This is a genomic window from Saccharibacillus endophyticus, assembly GCF_013185185.1.
In the GTDB taxonomy this organism is placed as follows: Bacteria; Bacillota; Bacilli; order Paenibacillales; family Paenibacillaceae; genus Saccharibacillus; species Saccharibacillus endophyticus.
On record NZ_JAAZWE010000004.1, the window covers coordinates 243,178 to 259,063 of the forward strand.

Genomic DNA, 15,886 nt, shown 5'->3' on the forward strand with positions numbered 1-15,886 from the left:
CTCCTCGAATATTAGGTCAGGGAGATCAATCCGCCGACAATTACGCCTATGATCGGTCCGCCTATGTACATGCCGCCTGCCGGCGCCGTTACGGTTTCCAACTCTTCGGCTTTTACGCTCCAAGCTTTTTCCATGTTCTCACCTCCTTCACGAAATAAACTCTTTTAAGACTCTTGGATATCCGGAAATGAATTAGAACAACACGGCCTCGTTAAGCGGCTCATCGCCGGGATATTCGCCGCCGAAAAGCGTCGTTTCTTTCAAAGGATCGAACGAATAGTCACGCTGCATGCTTCTCACCTGCCTCCCAGCGTTTTTTTGATAATACCGACGATCTTCGATACTTCCTGGGCGGAAATGATGAACGGAGGATAGAGATGGAATCCCGTCGTGACGCCCGGCGTATAGAACGGATACACGATCAATCCCCGCTGCTTCAGCCGGCCGATCAAGGCGGAAAGACGCTCGGCCTCCATGCAAACGCCGCCCGCCAGATCATCTTGCAGCGCAACGCCGATCATTAAGCCTTTGCCGCGCGTTTCCAAAAAGGCCGGGCAATCCGCAAGTTCTTCGTTCAAAAGTTCGCGCAGCAATTCTCCCATCTCGGAAACATGTTCCAGCATGCCCGGTTGATTCAAAGCTTCAATCGTCGCCAATCCGGCTGCGCAGGCAATCGGGTTGCCATTTTGCGTAGACAAATGCTCGATATGCAGATTGGCGGCCGCGAATTCGCGGTAAATCGCTTCGCTGAACAGGACGGCTCCAAGCGGCAAATACCCGCTGTTAATGCCTTTGGACAAACAAAGGATATCCGGTACGGCGCCGCTGTGTTCGAAAGCGAACATGCGGCCCGTTCTGCCCATTCCCGTCGCGACTTCGTCAAAAGCAAGGAGCGCCCCGTGCAGGTCGCACAGCTCCCGAATTTTTCGCAAAAACGCATCCGGCAGAGGAATCGTTCCGCCCGAGCCGATAATCGGCTCAACAATCATTCCGGCAATCCGGTCTCCTTCACGTTCAAACAACTCTTCAATCGCGCGCAGTTCTTCGTCTTCGCTGCCTCGCTCCAAGCTGCTGAACGGCGTATCGTGGAACAGGAATCCCGGTACCTTCGGACCGTAACCCCGCGAAATCTCCCTGTCGATCCCGCTTGCGCTCATCGCTCCGTAATACGTGCCGTGGTAGGAAATGCTTAGCGCCACGATATTTTGCTTTTGCTCCAGTCCGCGCAGGCTCTGGTATTTGCGCATCAGCTTGATCGCCAACTCGGCCGATTCCGAACCGGTGCAGGTGTAGATCGCCCGGGATAGGCGCTCCGGCGTCAGGGCCAACAGTTCTTGCGCGAATTTGACCGTGGTCGGATTGGTCTGATCGACCAGGTTCACGAACGGAATTCGGTCGAGTTGTTCGAGGATCGCCTGCCGAATGCCGGGGTGTCCGTACCCGAGCGATACATTCCATAGACCGCTGATTCCGTCGATATAAGGCTTTCCGTTCTCGTCGCGAACATAGATGCCCGATCCTTCAAGCAGGGAAGTAAACGATTCGCCCAGCTGAACGTTTTTTAGCGGGTGGATCAGCGGATAGACCGCCTTTTGCGTATTTTGCATCGTAGACATAGCCGATTCTCCTTTTATCTTTTGCTTTAAGAAGCTCTGCGCGAAGCGGGCAAGATGCCCATTTCGTCCAGCTTGAGACCCACTTGGCGCGCTGCCGTTTCGGCTTGCGCTTCGTCGGCTTTGAACACTTCGGAAATCGCGCGTCTGAGCGATATTTCGGACAACCCTTTGATCCCCGCTTCCAGCACCAAGGCCATCAGCGGACTCAGTTTCAGCAGTTTCCCTCCGTTCGCCTGGTAAAGCAGCGGTTGACCGCCGACGAACAGAACAAACAGATGGTCCGGTACCCACGCGTCGCCTTCGCTCGGATAGGAAGCGGGCAGTACATGCGTGCAGGTTCGCAGCGATACGCCGATTTCGCGGATATCGATATCGCGGAATGCCGCCGTATATTGACGCAGTCCTTTGAGCAATTGCGCGACCTGCATATAGCGGTGCAGCAGTACATGGCGCTTGCGAAGATCGCAGTATTGGTTTCGGGTCATGTACTCCGGCAAAAAGGTGCATTTGGAGCAGGTGTCGCGGATTTCGCAGCCGTCGCAGCCGCGCAGCAGTTGTTCGCGGGTGGAGATTGCCGCCGCTTCGCGCTGCAAAGCGTCATAAGAATCTCCGATTCGGCCGATGGCGGAGCACCCTCCGCAGCCGGAAACTTTGCCGTCGGCTTCCGTGTACAGGCGCGGAAGCTGCTTGATCGGGCATTGTCCGGCAGCCGACCATCGACAACTGTCCGCGACATACCCTTGTACCTGATAGCCCCGAAGGAATCGGCCTTCGCGCTCGAAAGCTTCTACGTCTTCCATGAAAGCATCCAGGTCGGCGGGTTGGACAAGCTGTAAAATCTCCAAACCTTGTCCGTTCGCAGTCTCCTTATCGGCCGTTTCAGAAGCTTCCCGATAATTCGTTAGTCCGATCTCGACCGAAGACCCGAAATCAAATTCGCTCATCTCCAAACGCATCATTCGGTCATCGGCATTAAGAATTTCCGCATGAACGTGAGGGACGTACTGCCGCTGCTGCTCTAGTTCATGGTCGATAGGCCCGTACCATTCCCGAGACTGCTTGACGACGCCCTCCATATCGATATATTTTTCTGCCTTTTCCGACTTGCAAACTGAGTTTTTGTTTAAAATGAAGGCGCTGTTGACTCCCATCAACTGATCCGGCTCCAACCCTGCAAGACCTGCCACATGCTCCTCGGACACTCCGACGTGCTTCACTCCGCTTCCGAGTGCTTGCGGCGGATATTGGCCCGTTTTGAAGGCCAGATAACCGTTCAGCAAAGCCGGATCGCTGCCGACCGTCGAAGCCGATAACAGGTCTGCCATTTCGGCATGAAGCTCCGTTCGTCCCGGACCTTTCACGCGAACGTTCAAGTCTCCCTGCCCGATCAAACCGGCAGTCAGCCAATCCCGGAGCGCAGACGCCGTTTCTTGTTCGGATGAGACCGTTTTTTCGTCGAGTTTGAGTCGAAGCCTTGCATCAGCCCTAGCCTTTTTCCAATCGGTCAGTCGATTTCTTACCTCGGACGAACGGAGAGAGCCGGAATCCGTTACCACGAGTTCAAGCGTCGCAAGGCTCAAGGCTTCTAACCGTTCAGGTTCGATCCAACCTAACTGCTCGGGACTCAAAGCAATCTCGAACCCCGCCTCGGTTGCATGCTGCTCCAAAACGCCAAGCCCTTGAAGAAGGCGTTGCGGCGACGGCTCAAGCTCAAAGCCTTCCACGACCATTGGCGAGCAGGCTGCGCAGTTCGCTTCTTGCTGAAGCTCCTTGGCAAATCGGCTTGCGGAATGTCGTCGCAGTCCGTTGCTTTGCGAAGTTTCGCCTTGAAGATCGGCCCAACGAACCGTACATCCCGAACCTTTGGCCGCATCCGGCGAACTTAAACGATCCAGCAGGCACATGTCTGGTTCGATTCCGGCTTGCGGATCCGCAAAGGCTTCTTGGTGCGTGTCTTCGAAATCAACTTCGCCTGCAAGCTTTAAGCCCGGTTCGCTTCGCCAGCTTTCTTTGTCCGATTCGGACAGTTTCCATAGCCGGCTTTCGGGCTCGGCCAGAACAAAAGCATCCGCGCCCGCATCCGCCGGGTCCGTATCCCGAAGCGTTCCGACCCACTCTCCGAACCAGACGATTCGGATATCGGGGTCCAATCGTTTCAGCGTTCTGCATAACCCCCGGCAAAGCGAGTAGGTCTGCGGTTCGACTTCGAAGGCGACAACGGCGCTTCCGAACGATTCGATCTCTTCGGCGCAATCCTGAAGCGTTCCCAAGCTTGCTTCGATGTACTGCGCGGCGTTGCCGCCCCGGCTTTTGAAATGCGCTCTTATGTATCTGCAGTTCAGGCTTTCACCGGCTGTGTACAGTCTGGAAGACTGGAGTTTAAAATGAATAAGTGTAATGCCTTCTCCGTAAGTGAATCCGTACAATTGCTTCGCCTCCTTAACCTTCGGCTGTGATTCGTCCTCACCTGAGCGCTGCGGCTTGCTCGGCGGCGTTCCGTTTCGGTGCGGCGTGTCTGTGTTCCTTTTGCTTGATTTCATCATAAACCAGTTTCAAAAGGATTTCACCGAAAAGAATGTAAGGTTTTCCCACAAATGCTTTGCGCTGTATTCAGCCTATATTTGCGGTTTTTGCGCGGCTCCGCAAGTTACGCGTCGCGTGCGGAATCGCGGTCAGAGCGAAGAGACGAACCTCAACTCGATGCGGGATGCGGATAGAAGTTCAAAACAAAAAGACGACCGTATATGCGGTCGTCTTCAAACTGTCGTTAAGTCTGACTCATGCTTGCGCCATTCGGCGCTCTTCCTGCGCAATCAACGCCCCGTAAGAAGCCAGATCGCTGTGCATGGCACGAACCGACTGCACATACTCGCGAGCGGAATTTTCAGTTCCTTCTATAAAAGCGCGGGCTTTGAGCAGCAGCGGCGACGGCTTGGCCGAGCGTCCGCCGATCTCTGCATATAACTGCTCGGCTTCTTCCCGCAAACCGTCCCCGCATAAACGCACGACCTCTTCCGCCAGTACCATGACCAGCGTATCGCGTCTCGGTTTGGACAGTTTGGCGGGAATCGCCGCAGACCAGGCGGCCTTTGTTTCTTCGATCAACCGCTTAGCGGCAGGTTGGCGCGCGGTCTCTCCGTCCATCAGCTTGACGTAATAGACCAGGAACAGGTCATGAGTCTCGCGTCCTTTTGCAGGAGCGGAGGTGGCAGCAAGCTCCTGCAAATAGAGCTTGCTCGCCGCATTTAAAAACTTCAGCTTCTGCTCGTCCATTCGCTGATCTTGGAGCAACATCGTCCACCCGCTGACCAATGCGTGGTTGCGACGGCCGAGCAGGATCGCGTTCACTCCGTCGCTGAACAAGGTGGCAAGTCCGATCCCGACGGATAGCAGCGCGTAAATGCCGGCGACGCTCCACGGGCTTGCGGAAAATCCGTAAGCGACCAGGCCCGTAATCAGGCTGGACGCGGGTCCTGCCGCATTGACGATCCGCTGCGCCCGGATACCCCGGGCAAACGAAGCTTCATCATGGTAAGCCTGCATATCCGTCTGCATGGCACCGAAGAAATAACGATTGCGGAACGCGAATCGGATACGCCGTTCGGGGAATAGGCAGATTAACGGTCCCCAATATAATCGGGTCACTCGGCTGCGGACCATAACCGCTCCAAGGATATGCCCAAACTCATGAATCAGAATCGCGATCATCGCCATCGCGGCGGCGCCGAGGATCACGACAGCCGGATGCCAGCCTCCGAAAGCCGGTCCGGTCGCGGACTCAAGAGCAGCATTTCCTGCAATCCCTTCTCTCCCGAGACGAACGGCGACGGTAGCAACCAGCGCGCCTACAGCCGCTCCGATCAACAACGGAAACACTTTTCTGAACATAAGCCGCACTCCTTTCCTTCACCCTCATTACCCCTGCTGCATCGTTGCTGTTCGTTAAACCGCGTCTTTGGCTTGGCCTTTGGAAGGCGCGATCTTGGTTCGGGAAGCTTTATTTCCTGCGGAGCCGAGCATTTTCAACATCATGCCCAAGGAAGGCTTCTGTCCGTAGAGCAGCACGCCGTTACGGTAAACTTTGCCCGACAGCCAACCGACCAACAGCGTCGATACGGCCAGGATCACGATCGGAAGCACGATTTCCAGCAAAGCAGGTTCGCCTGCGCCTACGCGGGTTAGCAGAACCATCGGCGTCAAGAACGGAATATAGGAAGAAACGACAGCCAATGTTCCGTTTGGATTCGCCAAGATCATCAAAGCGACGATAAAGCACGCCATAAGCAGCATCGACACCGGCATCATCGCCTGATTCAACTCTTCGCTCCGGCTGACCATCGAACCCGCCGCCGCAAACAACGTCGCATAGAAGAAATAGCCGAGGATAAACAATGCAGCCGCAACAACCAGAGTCTGACCGCCCAGAATCGATAGGTCGATAGACAAGCTGCCGATCGACAGCGCTTCTCCCGTTCCGCCGAAACTCATCAGCAGCACGCCGAAGCCCGCGATAATGGCAAACTGGAGAATTCCCGCTACGCCGACGCCGAACACCTTGCCTGCCAGCAGTTGACCGGGGCTGACTTTCGTAATGAGAATCTCTTGAATGCGCGAGCCTTTTTCGACCGAGACCGAAGTGGCGACGTTGCCCGCGAACAGATAGATCATGAAGAACATCAGGGTAAGCAGCGCATAGACCGGCATGTAAGTCTGGGTGAACGACTTGCCTCCGGCGTTCAACTCGTTCAGTTCCAAGGAAGGCCGGGCCGTAACCGAAGCCGCCTGCTCCGAAGACAAGCCGAGCGCTTCGACGCGTTCCTCCACGTTCAACCGTTCTACGTAAGCCGATAGATTCGGCGCGAACGGAACATCTTCCTGACGGTTCACCGACAACGTGATTTGCGGAGCCGCCGACGCTTCGGCCGCAGGCGCAATCGCGACGATCGCGGACAGTTCTTCATTTTGCAGCAATTTCGCTTGTTCGGCCTGCTCGCTCTCCTGCACGATCTTCCATTCGTACAATGGAGATACGGAAGCTCCCAGTCCCTCCGCATCGACCGGCAGCGAGGTGGTATTGACGACCGCAACCGTTCCTTGCGTCGACGTTCCTCCGCCCGTGAGTCTCGGAATAAGCACGATCGCCGCAATCAGCGCGATAAGCAGCACCGTCATCCACAAAAACGATTTGGAACGAACCCGTTCCTTGAACGAATAGCCGAATACGATTCCGAATGATCTCATACCGCTTCCCCCACCTTTTCAATAAAGATTTCATGCAGCGACGGTTCCTTCAGTTCGAACTTGAGCATCGGCACGCCCGCCTGTCCGAGTTCGTGCATCAGTTCGTGCGCCTGCGCTTCGTTGTTCACCTTGAGCGTCCATTCCTGCGCATCCCGGCGAATGTCGGTCAGGCCGCGCGTTTCCAGAAACGGCATCAGATCCGCTTCGCTGCGCAGAATCAGATTGCTGCGTCCGTATGAGCGCTTGATCTCGGACAGGCGTCCGTCGATCTGCACCCGGCCTCTTTTCAAAATGCAAATCTGCTCGCAGAACTGCTCGACCTGCATCATCTGGTGGCTGGAGAAGACCAACGCTTTGCCTTTCGCGATCTGTTCTTTCACCACCGAAGCGAGCATGTCCGCGTTGACCGGATCGAGTCCGCTGAACGGTTCGTCCAGAATGACCAAGTCGGGATCGTGGATCAGCGCCGAGATAATCTGCACTTTCTGCTGATTGCCTTTCGACAACTGCTCGACGCGCTTGTGTTCGTGTTCCGCGATGCCGAGACGCTCCAACCAAGTCTTCAGTGCGCTCTGCGCCGCCGCTTTCTTCATCCCTTCCAGCCGCGCCAGATAGATCAGCTGCTCGCTCACCGTCTCTTTCGGATACAATCCGCGCTCCTCCGGCAGATAACCGACGCTCGGACGATTGCTCAGAAAAGGCTTGCCGTTCCACAGCACCTCGCCGCGTTCATGTTCCAACAATCCCAGCACCGAGCGGATCGTCGTCGTTTTCCCTGCTCCGTTCCCTCCCAGCAGCCCGAAAGCTTCGCCGGATTTGACCGTCAGCGATATATCGTCCACTACTTTTACCTCGCCGTATTGTTTGCCCAAATGTCTGATTTCCAATGTCATCCCGTTCTCTCCCTTCGAGTGATGCGCGTCTGCGCCATGTATAAATGCGAATGAAGCGTGTAGGTGAAATTCAGGTGTGTATCTAGAGTGATTAGTGTGTATGTCTATATGCACACTATATTTGCAGGAGGGGGATTTTGTCAACGGTTTGGATAAAAAAAGAGGATCGAGCCGGAAAAACACACCGACAGGAAAGCAGAAAAAACCGCGCGGTTGCAGCATTTTCAAGGGTAAAAAAACAGTTCGGGATTTTTGGGGCGGTCCAGGGTTCGAGCTGTGTATAGGTGTGCTTACGAGTGTATATAGAGGTGTGCTCATTGTGCTAAAAAAAGACAGACAGCAAAAAAGCGTGCCGCAGTAGGCACGCTTCGGAATGGTACTTTTCAGAAACTCATGAAGACCCTATCGATCTCATCCGATCCCCTGCATCCCTGTGTACATAAATTTGAACCAAGTTACCGAGTTAAGGATAGATGGCGATCACGGTTCCGTCGGGGCTGCCGTCGATGCTCCAGCTCATGTCCATTTCGCGGATCATGAGGTCTACGATAGATAGACCGATGCCGGCTCCGGCAGAAGGACTGCGCCGGGTCTCCGGCTTTACGGAGTCTGCTTTCCCGGGCGTATTCGTATCGGACGCATCAGATGCTTCGCGCGTCGCGCCGGACACCGCAGACGCTGCCGCGAGATTGCCGAACGAAGGAAGGCCCGGGCCTTTGTCTCGGATCAGCAGCGGACGGGCTCCGCGATCGTCGGCTTCGCCGAGCGACAGGCCGATGTATCGTCCTTCTTTCGCGTGACGGACGGCGTTTTGGAACAGATTGTCGAGGATCCGGACGAACCATTCTCGGTCGACGTTCCAGAGCAGCGCTTCGTCGGGCAGGTCGGCGTCGACTTCCATGCCTTCTTTTTCGAATACCGGATACCATTGCGCGGCGGCGGTTCGGACGATGCGGAGAATGTCGGTTTCCTCCAAGCGCATCGGGTAACGGCCGGCGGCGATCAGGGTGTAGGACAGCAAATTGTCGATCAGTCCGCCGAGGTCGTCCAGCTTGCGCGACATCAGCCGCAGCGATTCTTGGCCGCGTTCGCCCAAAGGTTCGCTTTCCAGCGAATAGGCATGGCTGCGAATGACGGTCAGCGGAGTTCGAAGATCATGCGACAGATTGGCGATCAGCTTTTTGCGCAGTTCTTCTTCTTCCCGCTCGCGTTCGCGGCTGTCGCGCAGTTTATGCACCATGGTGTTGAACGTCCCTTCCAACGCCGCCACTTCGTCTCGATGCTTGCCGGGACCGACCGGCAAAGGAAGACCGGCTTCATCGTAGGCTGTCATGGCTTCCTGCAGACGAATCAGCCGTTTGCGAATCCGGTAGAAGAATGCCCAGGACATGAAGGCGAACGACACCAACAACAGCAGGAACAAGGATATCGCTACGATTTGCGGGAATCTGTCGTTTTGGTCAGGCACGTTCGTATCCATATGCTCGCGCAAGATCTCGGCAACCAAGAAGCCCTGCCGGGCATCACGCATGCGGTCTTCTCCCTCTCCGATAAAGGCGACGACGGAAAAACTGCGGGAATCGTAGGCGGTTGCGCGCTTCATGTACTCGGCTGTCCAGCCGGGCGTCCACACATCAGGGATTCCCGATTGCTGCGGGTCTTCCAGGATCGTGCGGCCTTCCGCATCGACGGCGGCGACCGAGATCAACGGATTTTTGACGCGAAAAGCCTCAAGCGACTTCACGATTTCTTCCGCCGAAGCTCCATCCAGCGCAGCCGCCAGTTGATGCCAGCCCTCCTCCAGGGCCGACAACGAAACATACTGCCGATCCGGTTCGACTTCCTGGCGACCCGGCTGCCAAACGAAATACGTGTAGCCCAGATAAATCACCATCACGAAGATCAAAATCATCGGCAGCAGGAAAATGGCAAAACCGATCAGCATCAGATAACGGGCCATTAACGAATGACGAAATTTTTCAGTCGATCCTTTGCGCCGCCTCATCCCCGCACCCGATATCCGATCCCTCGAATGGTCTCCACGATCTCCGGATTGCCGGGATCGCGTTCGATTTTTTCCCGCAGGTATCGAATATGCACCATCAAGGTCTTGTCTCCGTCGATGTAAGGTTCTCCCCATACCGCTTCATAAATCTGTTCTTTCGTCAGGATTTGTCCCAGATGGCGCAGGAAATACATGAAGATATGAAATTGTTTGCCCGTCAGCGGAATCTCTTCGCCGCTTTGCGCGTCTTCGATCCGATTCTCGTGCTCATGCACCAATAAATGCCCGATCCGGCGAGCTTCCGGCTCTGCCGGACCGGTTCGCCGCAGCATGACTTCGATCCGCGCCGCCAATTCGTCCGGGTGAAAAGGCTTGGTCAAATAATCGTCGGCAAATCGCAGCGCTTCGAGCTTATCATCTATGGCCGTTCGAGCCGATAACATCATTACGGGCAGTGACGGATGGTCGCGCTTCAGGCGCTGACCGACCGTAAAACCGTCCAGTCCCGGCAGCATGATGTCCAATACCGCCGCATCGCATGCTCCGGCCGCATCGGACGCGCCGTCGCCGCTTTCCAGCCAGACTACGCCGTAGCCGCGCTCTTCGAGGTTGCGCACGACCCACTCGCCGATCTGACGCTCGTCTTCGATATAGAGTACCGTTTTTTTAGTCACAGACAGAATCCTCCCGTTTTCGGCGCTTCGGAAAAGAAGCTTGATTCGCCTTTGCGCCGCCTTGCGTCCATGATACCAGCATTTGTGCTTTCAGGCACATTGGAAGCGTTATCTTAATCTTCTTTTTCGCTAAAAATCTCGTTTCTTGCAGCTGTGGACCCGGGTAATAACAAGTACTGTTTTCGCTTATTTCCCGACATTCATTCTCCATTCCGTCCACTTCGCTGCTTGAATATAATCTTCCATCCCATGATCCGAGGAGGAACCCCGTCATGACGCCGATCACCATCACGCTGCTGCTCGCAGCTGCCGCACTGGCCGGTGCGACCGCCGCCTGGCTCCTTGTCCGTTCGAAGCTCATGCGTAAAAAGACAAGCAACATCGTCGATCTGGCCGCCGCCCGCCGACGCAAAATGCGGGAAGCCTCGCTGAATCCGATCCGGACCGACGTGCCCAAGCGAAAAGCCGGCTCGGTTTCCGGCGCGGAAATTCGCGGGTTCACTCCAAAAAACGGCGATGCGCGCCTGCAATCCTGCACCCGCTGCCAAAAGAAAAGCGACACGGTAGGCTTCTACGTCGATGAATACGGCAAGTTGGTCGGCGTATGCAACGAATGCCGCAAATCGGCCAAAAACCGGGATCTGATGCCTCTATAGCAGTCGAATCAAAAGACGTCTTTCCGGCTCGTCCCCCTGCCATGCGCGGTTGGGGAACGGGTCTTTTTCTTGTGCCTGCTTTTTTGCGGCCTCCGCTCTGTTTCTCGTTTCCCTTTTCACGGGTATACCATCTTGTCGGTGCATGCGCGCCATTCATCATTCCACTATTCCAACAACTCGAGGGGGATTTATCTCATGCTGCTTGAAGCGATCGAACACCGGCCGAAAATGAACTGGGCCTACACGGTAGACAAAGAGACGATTCACCTGCGAATCCGCACGAAAAAAAGCGACGTGGAGCGGATCTTCGTGATCGGCGGAGACAAATACGCTTGGGACCGGACGAAAGAAGAGATTCCGATGCGCGTATTCGCGTCCGACGAGCTGTTCGACTATTGGGAATGCGAAGCCAAACCTCCGTACCGCCGCCTGAAATACGGATTCAAACTGGAGAGCGGCAGCGAGACGGTATGGATGAACGAGGACGGCTTCCACCATACGGAACGCACGTCGTCCGACGATTTCTACGAAATCGCCTATATTAATCCCGAAGACATTATCAAGACGCCGGAGTGGGCCAAAAACGCCGTCTTTTATCAGATCTTCCCCGAACGTTTCGCCAACGGCGATCCGTCGCGCGATCCAGAAAACGTGCAGCCGTGGGGCGGCAAGCCCGAAGTGGACAGCTTCTTCGGCGGCGACCTGGAAGGCGTGCGGCAGCATCTGGACTATATCGCGGATCTGGGCATCAACGCGATCTACTTCACCCCGATCTTCGAAGCGCCGAGCAACCATAAATACGATACGCAGGATTACTTGAAGCTGGACCCGCATTTCGGCGATATCGACACGCTCAAGCAGCTGATCGAAGAATGCCACGGCCGAGGAATCCGGGTTCTGCTGGATGCGGTATTCAACCACTCCGGAAAAACGTTCAAGCCGTTCGTCGACGTGAAAGAAAACGGCGCGGATTCCGCGTATGCCGACTGGTTCCACGTCCGCGAGTTCCCGATCGAGGTCAAGGACGGCATCCCGAGCTACGAGACCTTCAGCTTCGAGCCGAACATGCCGAAATTCAACACGGGACATCCCGAGGTCAAAAAATACCTGCTCGAAGCCGCGCGTTACTGGATCGGCGAAGTCGGCTTCGACGGATGGCGGCTGGACGTGGCGGACGAGGTGGATCACCGCTTCTGGCGCGAGTTCCAGACGGTGGTCAAAGAAGCCAACCCGGAAGCGTACATCGTCGGCGAGCTTTGGCACGAAGCGACGCCGTGGCTGCAGGGCGACCAGTTCGATTCCGCGATGAACTATCCGTTCACGTACGCGGTCCGCGACTTCGTCGCGCTCGGCAAAACGGATGCGCGAAAATTCGCCTACTCGCTGTCCAAGCAGCTGGCGCGTTATCCGCTGCCGGTGAGCCAGGCCGCGTTCAACCTGCTGGACAGCCACGATACGGAGCGGATACTGACCGTTGCCGGCGGCGATAAAAACAAGCTGAAGCTGGCCGTCACTATTCAGATGACGTATCCCGGCACGCCGTGCGTGTACTACGGCGACGAGATCGGCATCGACGGCGGAGCCGATCCGGACTGCCGCAAGTGCATGGAGTGGGACGAGTCGAAACAGGACCGCGACCTGCACGAATTCTATAAAACGGCGATCGGCCTGCGGCACGAATATGCGGCGCTGCGCACGGGACGCTTCGACGTTCTGCACGCGGAAGAAGGCGGACATACGCTCGCTTACCGCCGCGAAGACGAAGAGTCGACGCTGATCGTCGCGCTGAACGCGTCGGACAAGCCTCAGACGGTCGAGATCGACGCGAACGGCGGCAGCGAAAAAACGACGGCCGAAGCCTGGAGCGTGCTGGCTGCGGGCGGCGTCAAGCCTTCGCTCAAAGCGGAAGACCGCCTCGACGCGAAAAAAGGACGGTTGACCGTCGAGCTGCCGGCTTACGGGTATGCGGTCTTGAAGGCGGAGTAACGCGATGTAAAAGGTAAAGCCCAACATGCTTCAACGCATAAAAGCCCGGACCGAACGGAGTTTTCCGTTTGTCCGGGCTTTTCGCGTTCCATTTCGGCTTTACGGGTAATCGAAAGATGATCCCACTAAAGAACCTAATCTTCCGTCGAAAAGGAGAATCCGATATGTCCTTGTCTTCCAGCGTAATGAAGCGTCTGGCCGCCCGTCGAAACGAAGATCCCGATCTGCTGGAGCGCACTTCGTTCCCGGCCGAATTCCGCATCTCCGGGGGAGGTTACGCGCTCGCCGTTCTGGGCATCGCAATGGGCATTTCTTTTATCGCTGCCGGTTTTTATCTGTATGCCGAGGACAGCAACAATCTCTACGTCCTGTGGCTCCCCGTCGTGATCGGCGCCCTGTTCGTCCTTCTCGGCGCTTACCTGATTTACGCCGGGCGGCAATTCCGCTTCATCGTCGAACCGGATCGGATTCGCTTTCGGGAACATGCGAAATGGACCGAATTTTCCGTGGCCCATATGAATGTCGAAGAACGCAACGGCTTTCTTGTCCTGCATTATCCCGGAGGAAGCCATACGGTCAATACAATACTCAAGGATTATCCGCTGCTCGCTTCCCTTCTGCTGCGGCTTGCCCATCAAACCGGGCAGGACGGAGACTTTTCGTACGACGAAGCCCGGAGAGAATCGAAGGCGCGCGACGAAAAGCGGAACAGGAAAGGCCTTGTCGTCGTTTACTATGCCTTCGTTCAATAGGACGAAGCGAACGTCTTTTGACCGGCTTCACTTCAACTCGAACAACTGAAATCTTCGATCGCTTTCCATCTGTTCCAGCAAAGGGGCTTCCCCAGTCAGCTCCCGAATCACGCGGTCCCAGAATTTTTGCGCCGGGATGTTGTTCGCGAGCTGGTGCAATCCCCAGCGGCCCGGCTTCGTACTGAAAACGAGCTTTGCCGCGCGCGTTCCGATGCCGGAGCGGCGATATTTGCGCATAATGAAAAACTGCGACAAGTACGCCGCTTCGTTTTCCCAAAACTCGTGCACCATCGCGAATCCGGCAATCTGCCCGTCCGCCAAGATGAGGTACGCGCAGTTGCCGCCCCACTTTTTCCAATACAACTCGAACTCCGGGAAATACGGATATTCGCCGTCCGGACGCACATCCATTCCCGTAAACTCGCTAAAGTCGTACAAATACAGCTGCCATAACTGCTCGAACAGCTTCCGATCCGCGATCCGCGCTTTCCGAATCTCTACGTTGCCGATATCCATTGCAGGTCCCCTAATCGATGTAGTCTATACGTTGCGCGCGTTACCCTAACTCAATCCAGTATTTGCAGGAAGCCTTCGCCGACTGTTCCAGTTTGCCGCCGCAGCCTTCAATAATGCTTCGCGAAGCGGTATTATCTTCGTTGCAAGTCAGCAGAACCCGGTTCACTCCGCCCTTCTCGGCTTCGATCAACAGTGCCTTCAACATCCGGCTTCCATAGCCTTTGCCGCGCTCGGAAGGCCGGATCACGTACCCGATATGACCGCCATGCTCGCGCAGCGCCTCCGTCAGCGAAAATCTCAGCTTGCCATACCCTACAGGGCGTTCCCCGTCATACAACCAATAAATCTGCTGGCGCACATGCCCTGGCGGCAGATCATCTCCGACGGCGATCTGAACATTTTCCGCAAGCTTGGCCCGATAAGACTGTTCCGTATCGGTATAAAGCCCGTTCACAAAGCCGTTTTCTCCCGGTCCGATCTCTTGGATCATTTCTCGGATTTCCGGCGTTTCTTCCGCTTGCAGCGGCCTGAGCCGGATTGAATGTTCGCTCATGAATCTGCCCCCTTTGCTTATCTGCCTTCGTATCGTGTATCCTCTAATTTACCAAATGCCTTTCCAAAAATCTATTCATTGCAAAAACAGTACTCCGTCTCAAGACGGTTGCCCGGACGGTCCCGGCGGACTATGATAAGAAAAAACGCGAAGGCAGGGTCAAGCGCCCATTTCCTCCAAGGAGTGAACAACCATGATGCACAGCGGCGAGCAAGAACCCTCGATCCGCCTGATTGAAGATACCCTGCTGCCGGACGTTCGACTGGAGAGCATCGATCCGTTCAACCCGGTTGTCGTGCATCTTACGCCGACGGATTGGACTCTGCTCGGGGCCGGCAATTACGCCGCAGTCTTCGAGCATCCGTCGCTTCCCGGCAAGGTCGTCAAAGTCTATGCGCCCGGACGGCCCGGTTGGCGGGAAGAATGCGACGTCTACGAACGACTCGGCACGCATCCTGCTTATTCGACGCTGTACGCGGCGAACGTGCTGGACGATAAATATTATCTGGTCCTGAAAAAGCTCGAAGGTAAAACCTTCTACAATTGTCTGCGCGACGGTACTTATATCCCTTCGAAAGCCGTACGGGACGTCGACAGCGCGCTCGATTACGCCCGTTCCCGCGGCTTGAATCCGAAAGATGTCCACGGCAAAAACGTCATGCTCAAAGACGGCCGCGGCCTTGTGGTAGACATCTCCGACTTCCTGCAAGCCGGACCGTGCGTAATGTGGAAAGACTTCAAGAAAGCTTACTTCAAGCTCTACAAGCCCTTGATGCCGAAAAAGCACACCTTCCCCATGCCGGACTGGTCGATGAACGCCATCCGCTACGTTTATCGCCGCCTGCGCAAAAAAGCCCGCCTCGACGGCCGGCATCCGCAGGGGAAACGGTATAAGGTGAAGGCAAGGAAACCGGGTTAAAGGACCACTCGGGGAGAGCGGGAGGAATCGGTCTCCGGCGTAAATTCCGGACACGCGCAAAAAAGGCCGACTCAA

The 15,886-nt window shown here is 55.8% G+C and carries 14 protein-coding genes; 4 read left to right on the forward strand and 10 right to left on the reverse strand.

Going from position 1 to position 15,886, the window contains the following annotated elements; translation table 11 throughout:
* Nucleotides 1-11: 11 nt before the first annotated feature.
* The 8 genes from HRQ63_RS26210 to HRQ63_RS15835 form a co-directional block, all read right to left on the reverse strand.
* Complete coding sequence (locus HRQ63_RS26210; protein WP_268239474.1) at nt 12-134, reverse strand: hypothetical protein; 123 nt, start codon at nt 132-134, stop codon at nt 12-14.
* Between the two features lie 162 nt (nt 135-296).
* Nucleotides 297-1,616: a daptide-type RiPP biosynthesis aminotransferase gene (gene mpaD / locus HRQ63_RS15805; RefSeq protein ID WP_172245439.1), complete on the reverse strand. Its 1,320-nt coding sequence runs from the start codon at nt 1,614-1,616 to the stop codon at nt 297-299.
* A 26-nt stretch (nt 1,617-1,642) separates the two neighbouring features.
* A complete protein-coding gene (locus HRQ63_RS15810) occupies nt 1,643-4,042 on the reverse strand; it encodes a hypothetical protein (protein ID WP_172245440.1) in 2,400 nt (799 codons plus the stop codon).
* Between the two features lie 352 nt (nt 4,043-4,394).
* Nucleotides 4,395-5,504 (reverse strand): site-2 protease family protein, encoded by a 1,110-nt coding sequence (locus HRQ63_RS15815; protein ID WP_172245442.1) that lies wholly within the window; start codon nt 5,502-5,504, stop codon nt 4,395-4,397.
* A gap of 54 nt (nt 5,505-5,558) precedes the next feature.
* On the reverse strand, nt 5,559-6,857 hold the full coding sequence (locus HRQ63_RS15820; RefSeq protein WP_172245444.1) for an ABC transporter permease: 1,299 nt from the start codon (nt 6,855-6,857) through the stop codon (nt 5,559-5,561).
* Nucleotides 6,854-7,750 carry an ABC transporter ATP-binding protein gene (locus HRQ63_RS15825; RefSeq protein WP_172245446.1) on the reverse strand — a complete coding sequence of 299 codons (897 nt, stop codon included), beginning with the start codon at nt 7,748-7,750 and terminating at the stop codon, nt 6,854-6,856. The genes HRQ63_RS15820 and HRQ63_RS15825 overlap by 4 nt, the downstream gene beginning before the upstream one ends.
* Nucleotides 7,751-8,213: 463 nt before the next feature.
* Nucleotides 8,214-9,755 carry a sensor histidine kinase gene (locus HRQ63_RS15830; RefSeq protein ID WP_172245448.1) on the reverse strand — a complete coding sequence of 514 codons (1,542 nt, stop codon included), beginning with the start codon at nt 9,753-9,755 and terminating at the stop codon, nt 8,214-8,216.
* Nucleotides 9,752-10,429, reverse strand: a complete 678-nt coding sequence (locus tag HRQ63_RS15835; protein ID WP_172245450.1) for a response regulator transcription factor — start codon at nt 10,427-10,429, stop codon at nt 9,752-9,754. Before HRQ63_RS15835 ends, HRQ63_RS15830 begins: the two co-directional genes overlap by 4 nt.
* 272 nt (nt 10,430-10,701) lie before the next feature.
* Here HRQ63_RS15835 and HRQ63_RS15840 point away from each other — a divergent pair, with 272 nt between their 5' ends.
* From HRQ63_RS15840 to HRQ63_RS15850, 3 genes are all read left to right on the forward strand, one after another.
* The gene (locus HRQ63_RS15840) at nt 10,702-11,085 is read left to right on the forward strand and encodes a hypothetical protein (RefSeq protein WP_172245452.1); all 384 of its coding nucleotides are present in this window, start codon (nt 10,702-10,704) and stop codon (nt 11,083-11,085) included.
* A 195-nt stretch (nt 11,086-11,280) separates the two neighbouring features.
* Entirely contained in the window at nt 11,281-13,071 is a 1,791-nt protein-coding gene (locus HRQ63_RS15845; protein WP_172245454.1) for an alpha-glycosidase, read from the forward strand.
* Nucleotides 13,072-13,235: 164 nt separating this feature from the next.
* A complete protein-coding gene (locus tag HRQ63_RS15850; RefSeq protein WP_172245456.1) occupies nt 13,236-13,823 on the forward strand; it encodes a hypothetical protein in 588 nt (195 codons plus the stop codon).
* Between the two features lie 27 nt (nt 13,824-13,850).
* Here the strand turns inward: HRQ63_RS15850 and HRQ63_RS15855 are convergent, their stop codons facing one another.
* Nucleotides 13,851-14,339: a GNAT family N-acetyltransferase gene (locus HRQ63_RS15855; protein WP_172245458.1), complete on the reverse strand. Its 489-nt coding sequence runs from the start codon at nt 14,337-14,339 to the stop codon at nt 13,851-13,853.
* 40 nt (nt 14,340-14,379) lie between these two features.
* Nucleotides 14,380-14,892, reverse strand: a complete 513-nt coding sequence (locus HRQ63_RS15860; protein WP_172245460.1) for a GNAT family N-acetyltransferase — start codon at nt 14,890-14,892, stop codon at nt 14,380-14,382.
* A 193-nt stretch (nt 14,893-15,085) separates the two neighbouring features.
* Between HRQ63_RS15860 and HRQ63_RS15865 the strand changes: the two genes are divergently transcribed.
* The gene (locus HRQ63_RS15865) at nt 15,086-15,811 is read left to right on the forward strand and encodes a serine/threonine-protein kinase (protein ID WP_172245462.1); all 726 of its coding nucleotides are present in this window, start codon (nt 15,086-15,088) and stop codon (nt 15,809-15,811) included.
* The last annotated feature ends 75 nt before the right edge of the window (nt 15,812-15,886 follow it).

Coding starts and splice junctions, on each gene's coding strand:
- HRQ63_RS15860 (WP_172245460.1), bottom strand. CDS start 14,892: ATGAGCGAACATTCAATCCGGCTCAGGCCGCTGCAAGCGGAAGAAACG.
- HRQ63_RS15845 (WP_172245454.1), top strand. CDS start 11,281: ATGCTGCTTGAAGCGATCGAACACCGGCCGAAAATGAACTGGGCCTAC.
- HRQ63_RS15825 (WP_172245446.1), bottom strand. CDS start 7,750: ATGACATTGGAAATCAGACATTTGGGCAAACAATACGGCGAGGTAAAA.
- HRQ63_RS15815 (WP_172245442.1), bottom strand. CDS start 5,504: ATGTTCAGAAAAGTGTTTCCGTTGTTGATCGGAGCGGCTGTAGGCGCG.
- HRQ63_RS26210 (WP_268239474.1), bottom strand. CDS start 134: ATGGAAAAAGCTTGGAGCGTAAAAGCCGAAGAGTTGGAAACCGTAACG.
- HRQ63_RS15840 (WP_172245452.1), top strand. CDS start 10,702: ATGACGCCGATCACCATCACGCTGCTGCTCGCAGCTGCCGCACTGGCC.
- HRQ63_RS15820 (WP_172245444.1), bottom strand. CDS start 6,857: ATGAGATCATTCGGAATCGTATTCGGCTATTCGTTCAAGGAACGGGTT.
- HRQ63_RS15850 (WP_172245456.1), top strand. CDS start 13,236: ATGTCCTTGTCTTCCAGCGTAATGAAGCGTCTGGCCGCCCGTCGAAAC.
- mpaD (WP_172245439.1), bottom strand. CDS start 1,616: ATGTCTACGATGCAAAATACGCAAAAGGCGGTCTATCCGCTGATCCAC.
- HRQ63_RS15865 (WP_172245462.1), top strand. CDS start 15,086: ATGATGCACAGCGGCGAGCAAGAACCCTCGATCCGCCTGATTGAAGAT.
- HRQ63_RS15830 (WP_172245448.1), bottom strand. CDS start 9,755: ATGAGGCGGCGCAAAGGATCGACTGAAAAATTTCGTCATTCGTTAATG.
- HRQ63_RS15855 (WP_172245458.1), bottom strand. CDS start 14,339: ATGGATATCGGCAACGTAGAGATTCGGAAAGCGCGGATCGCGGATCGG.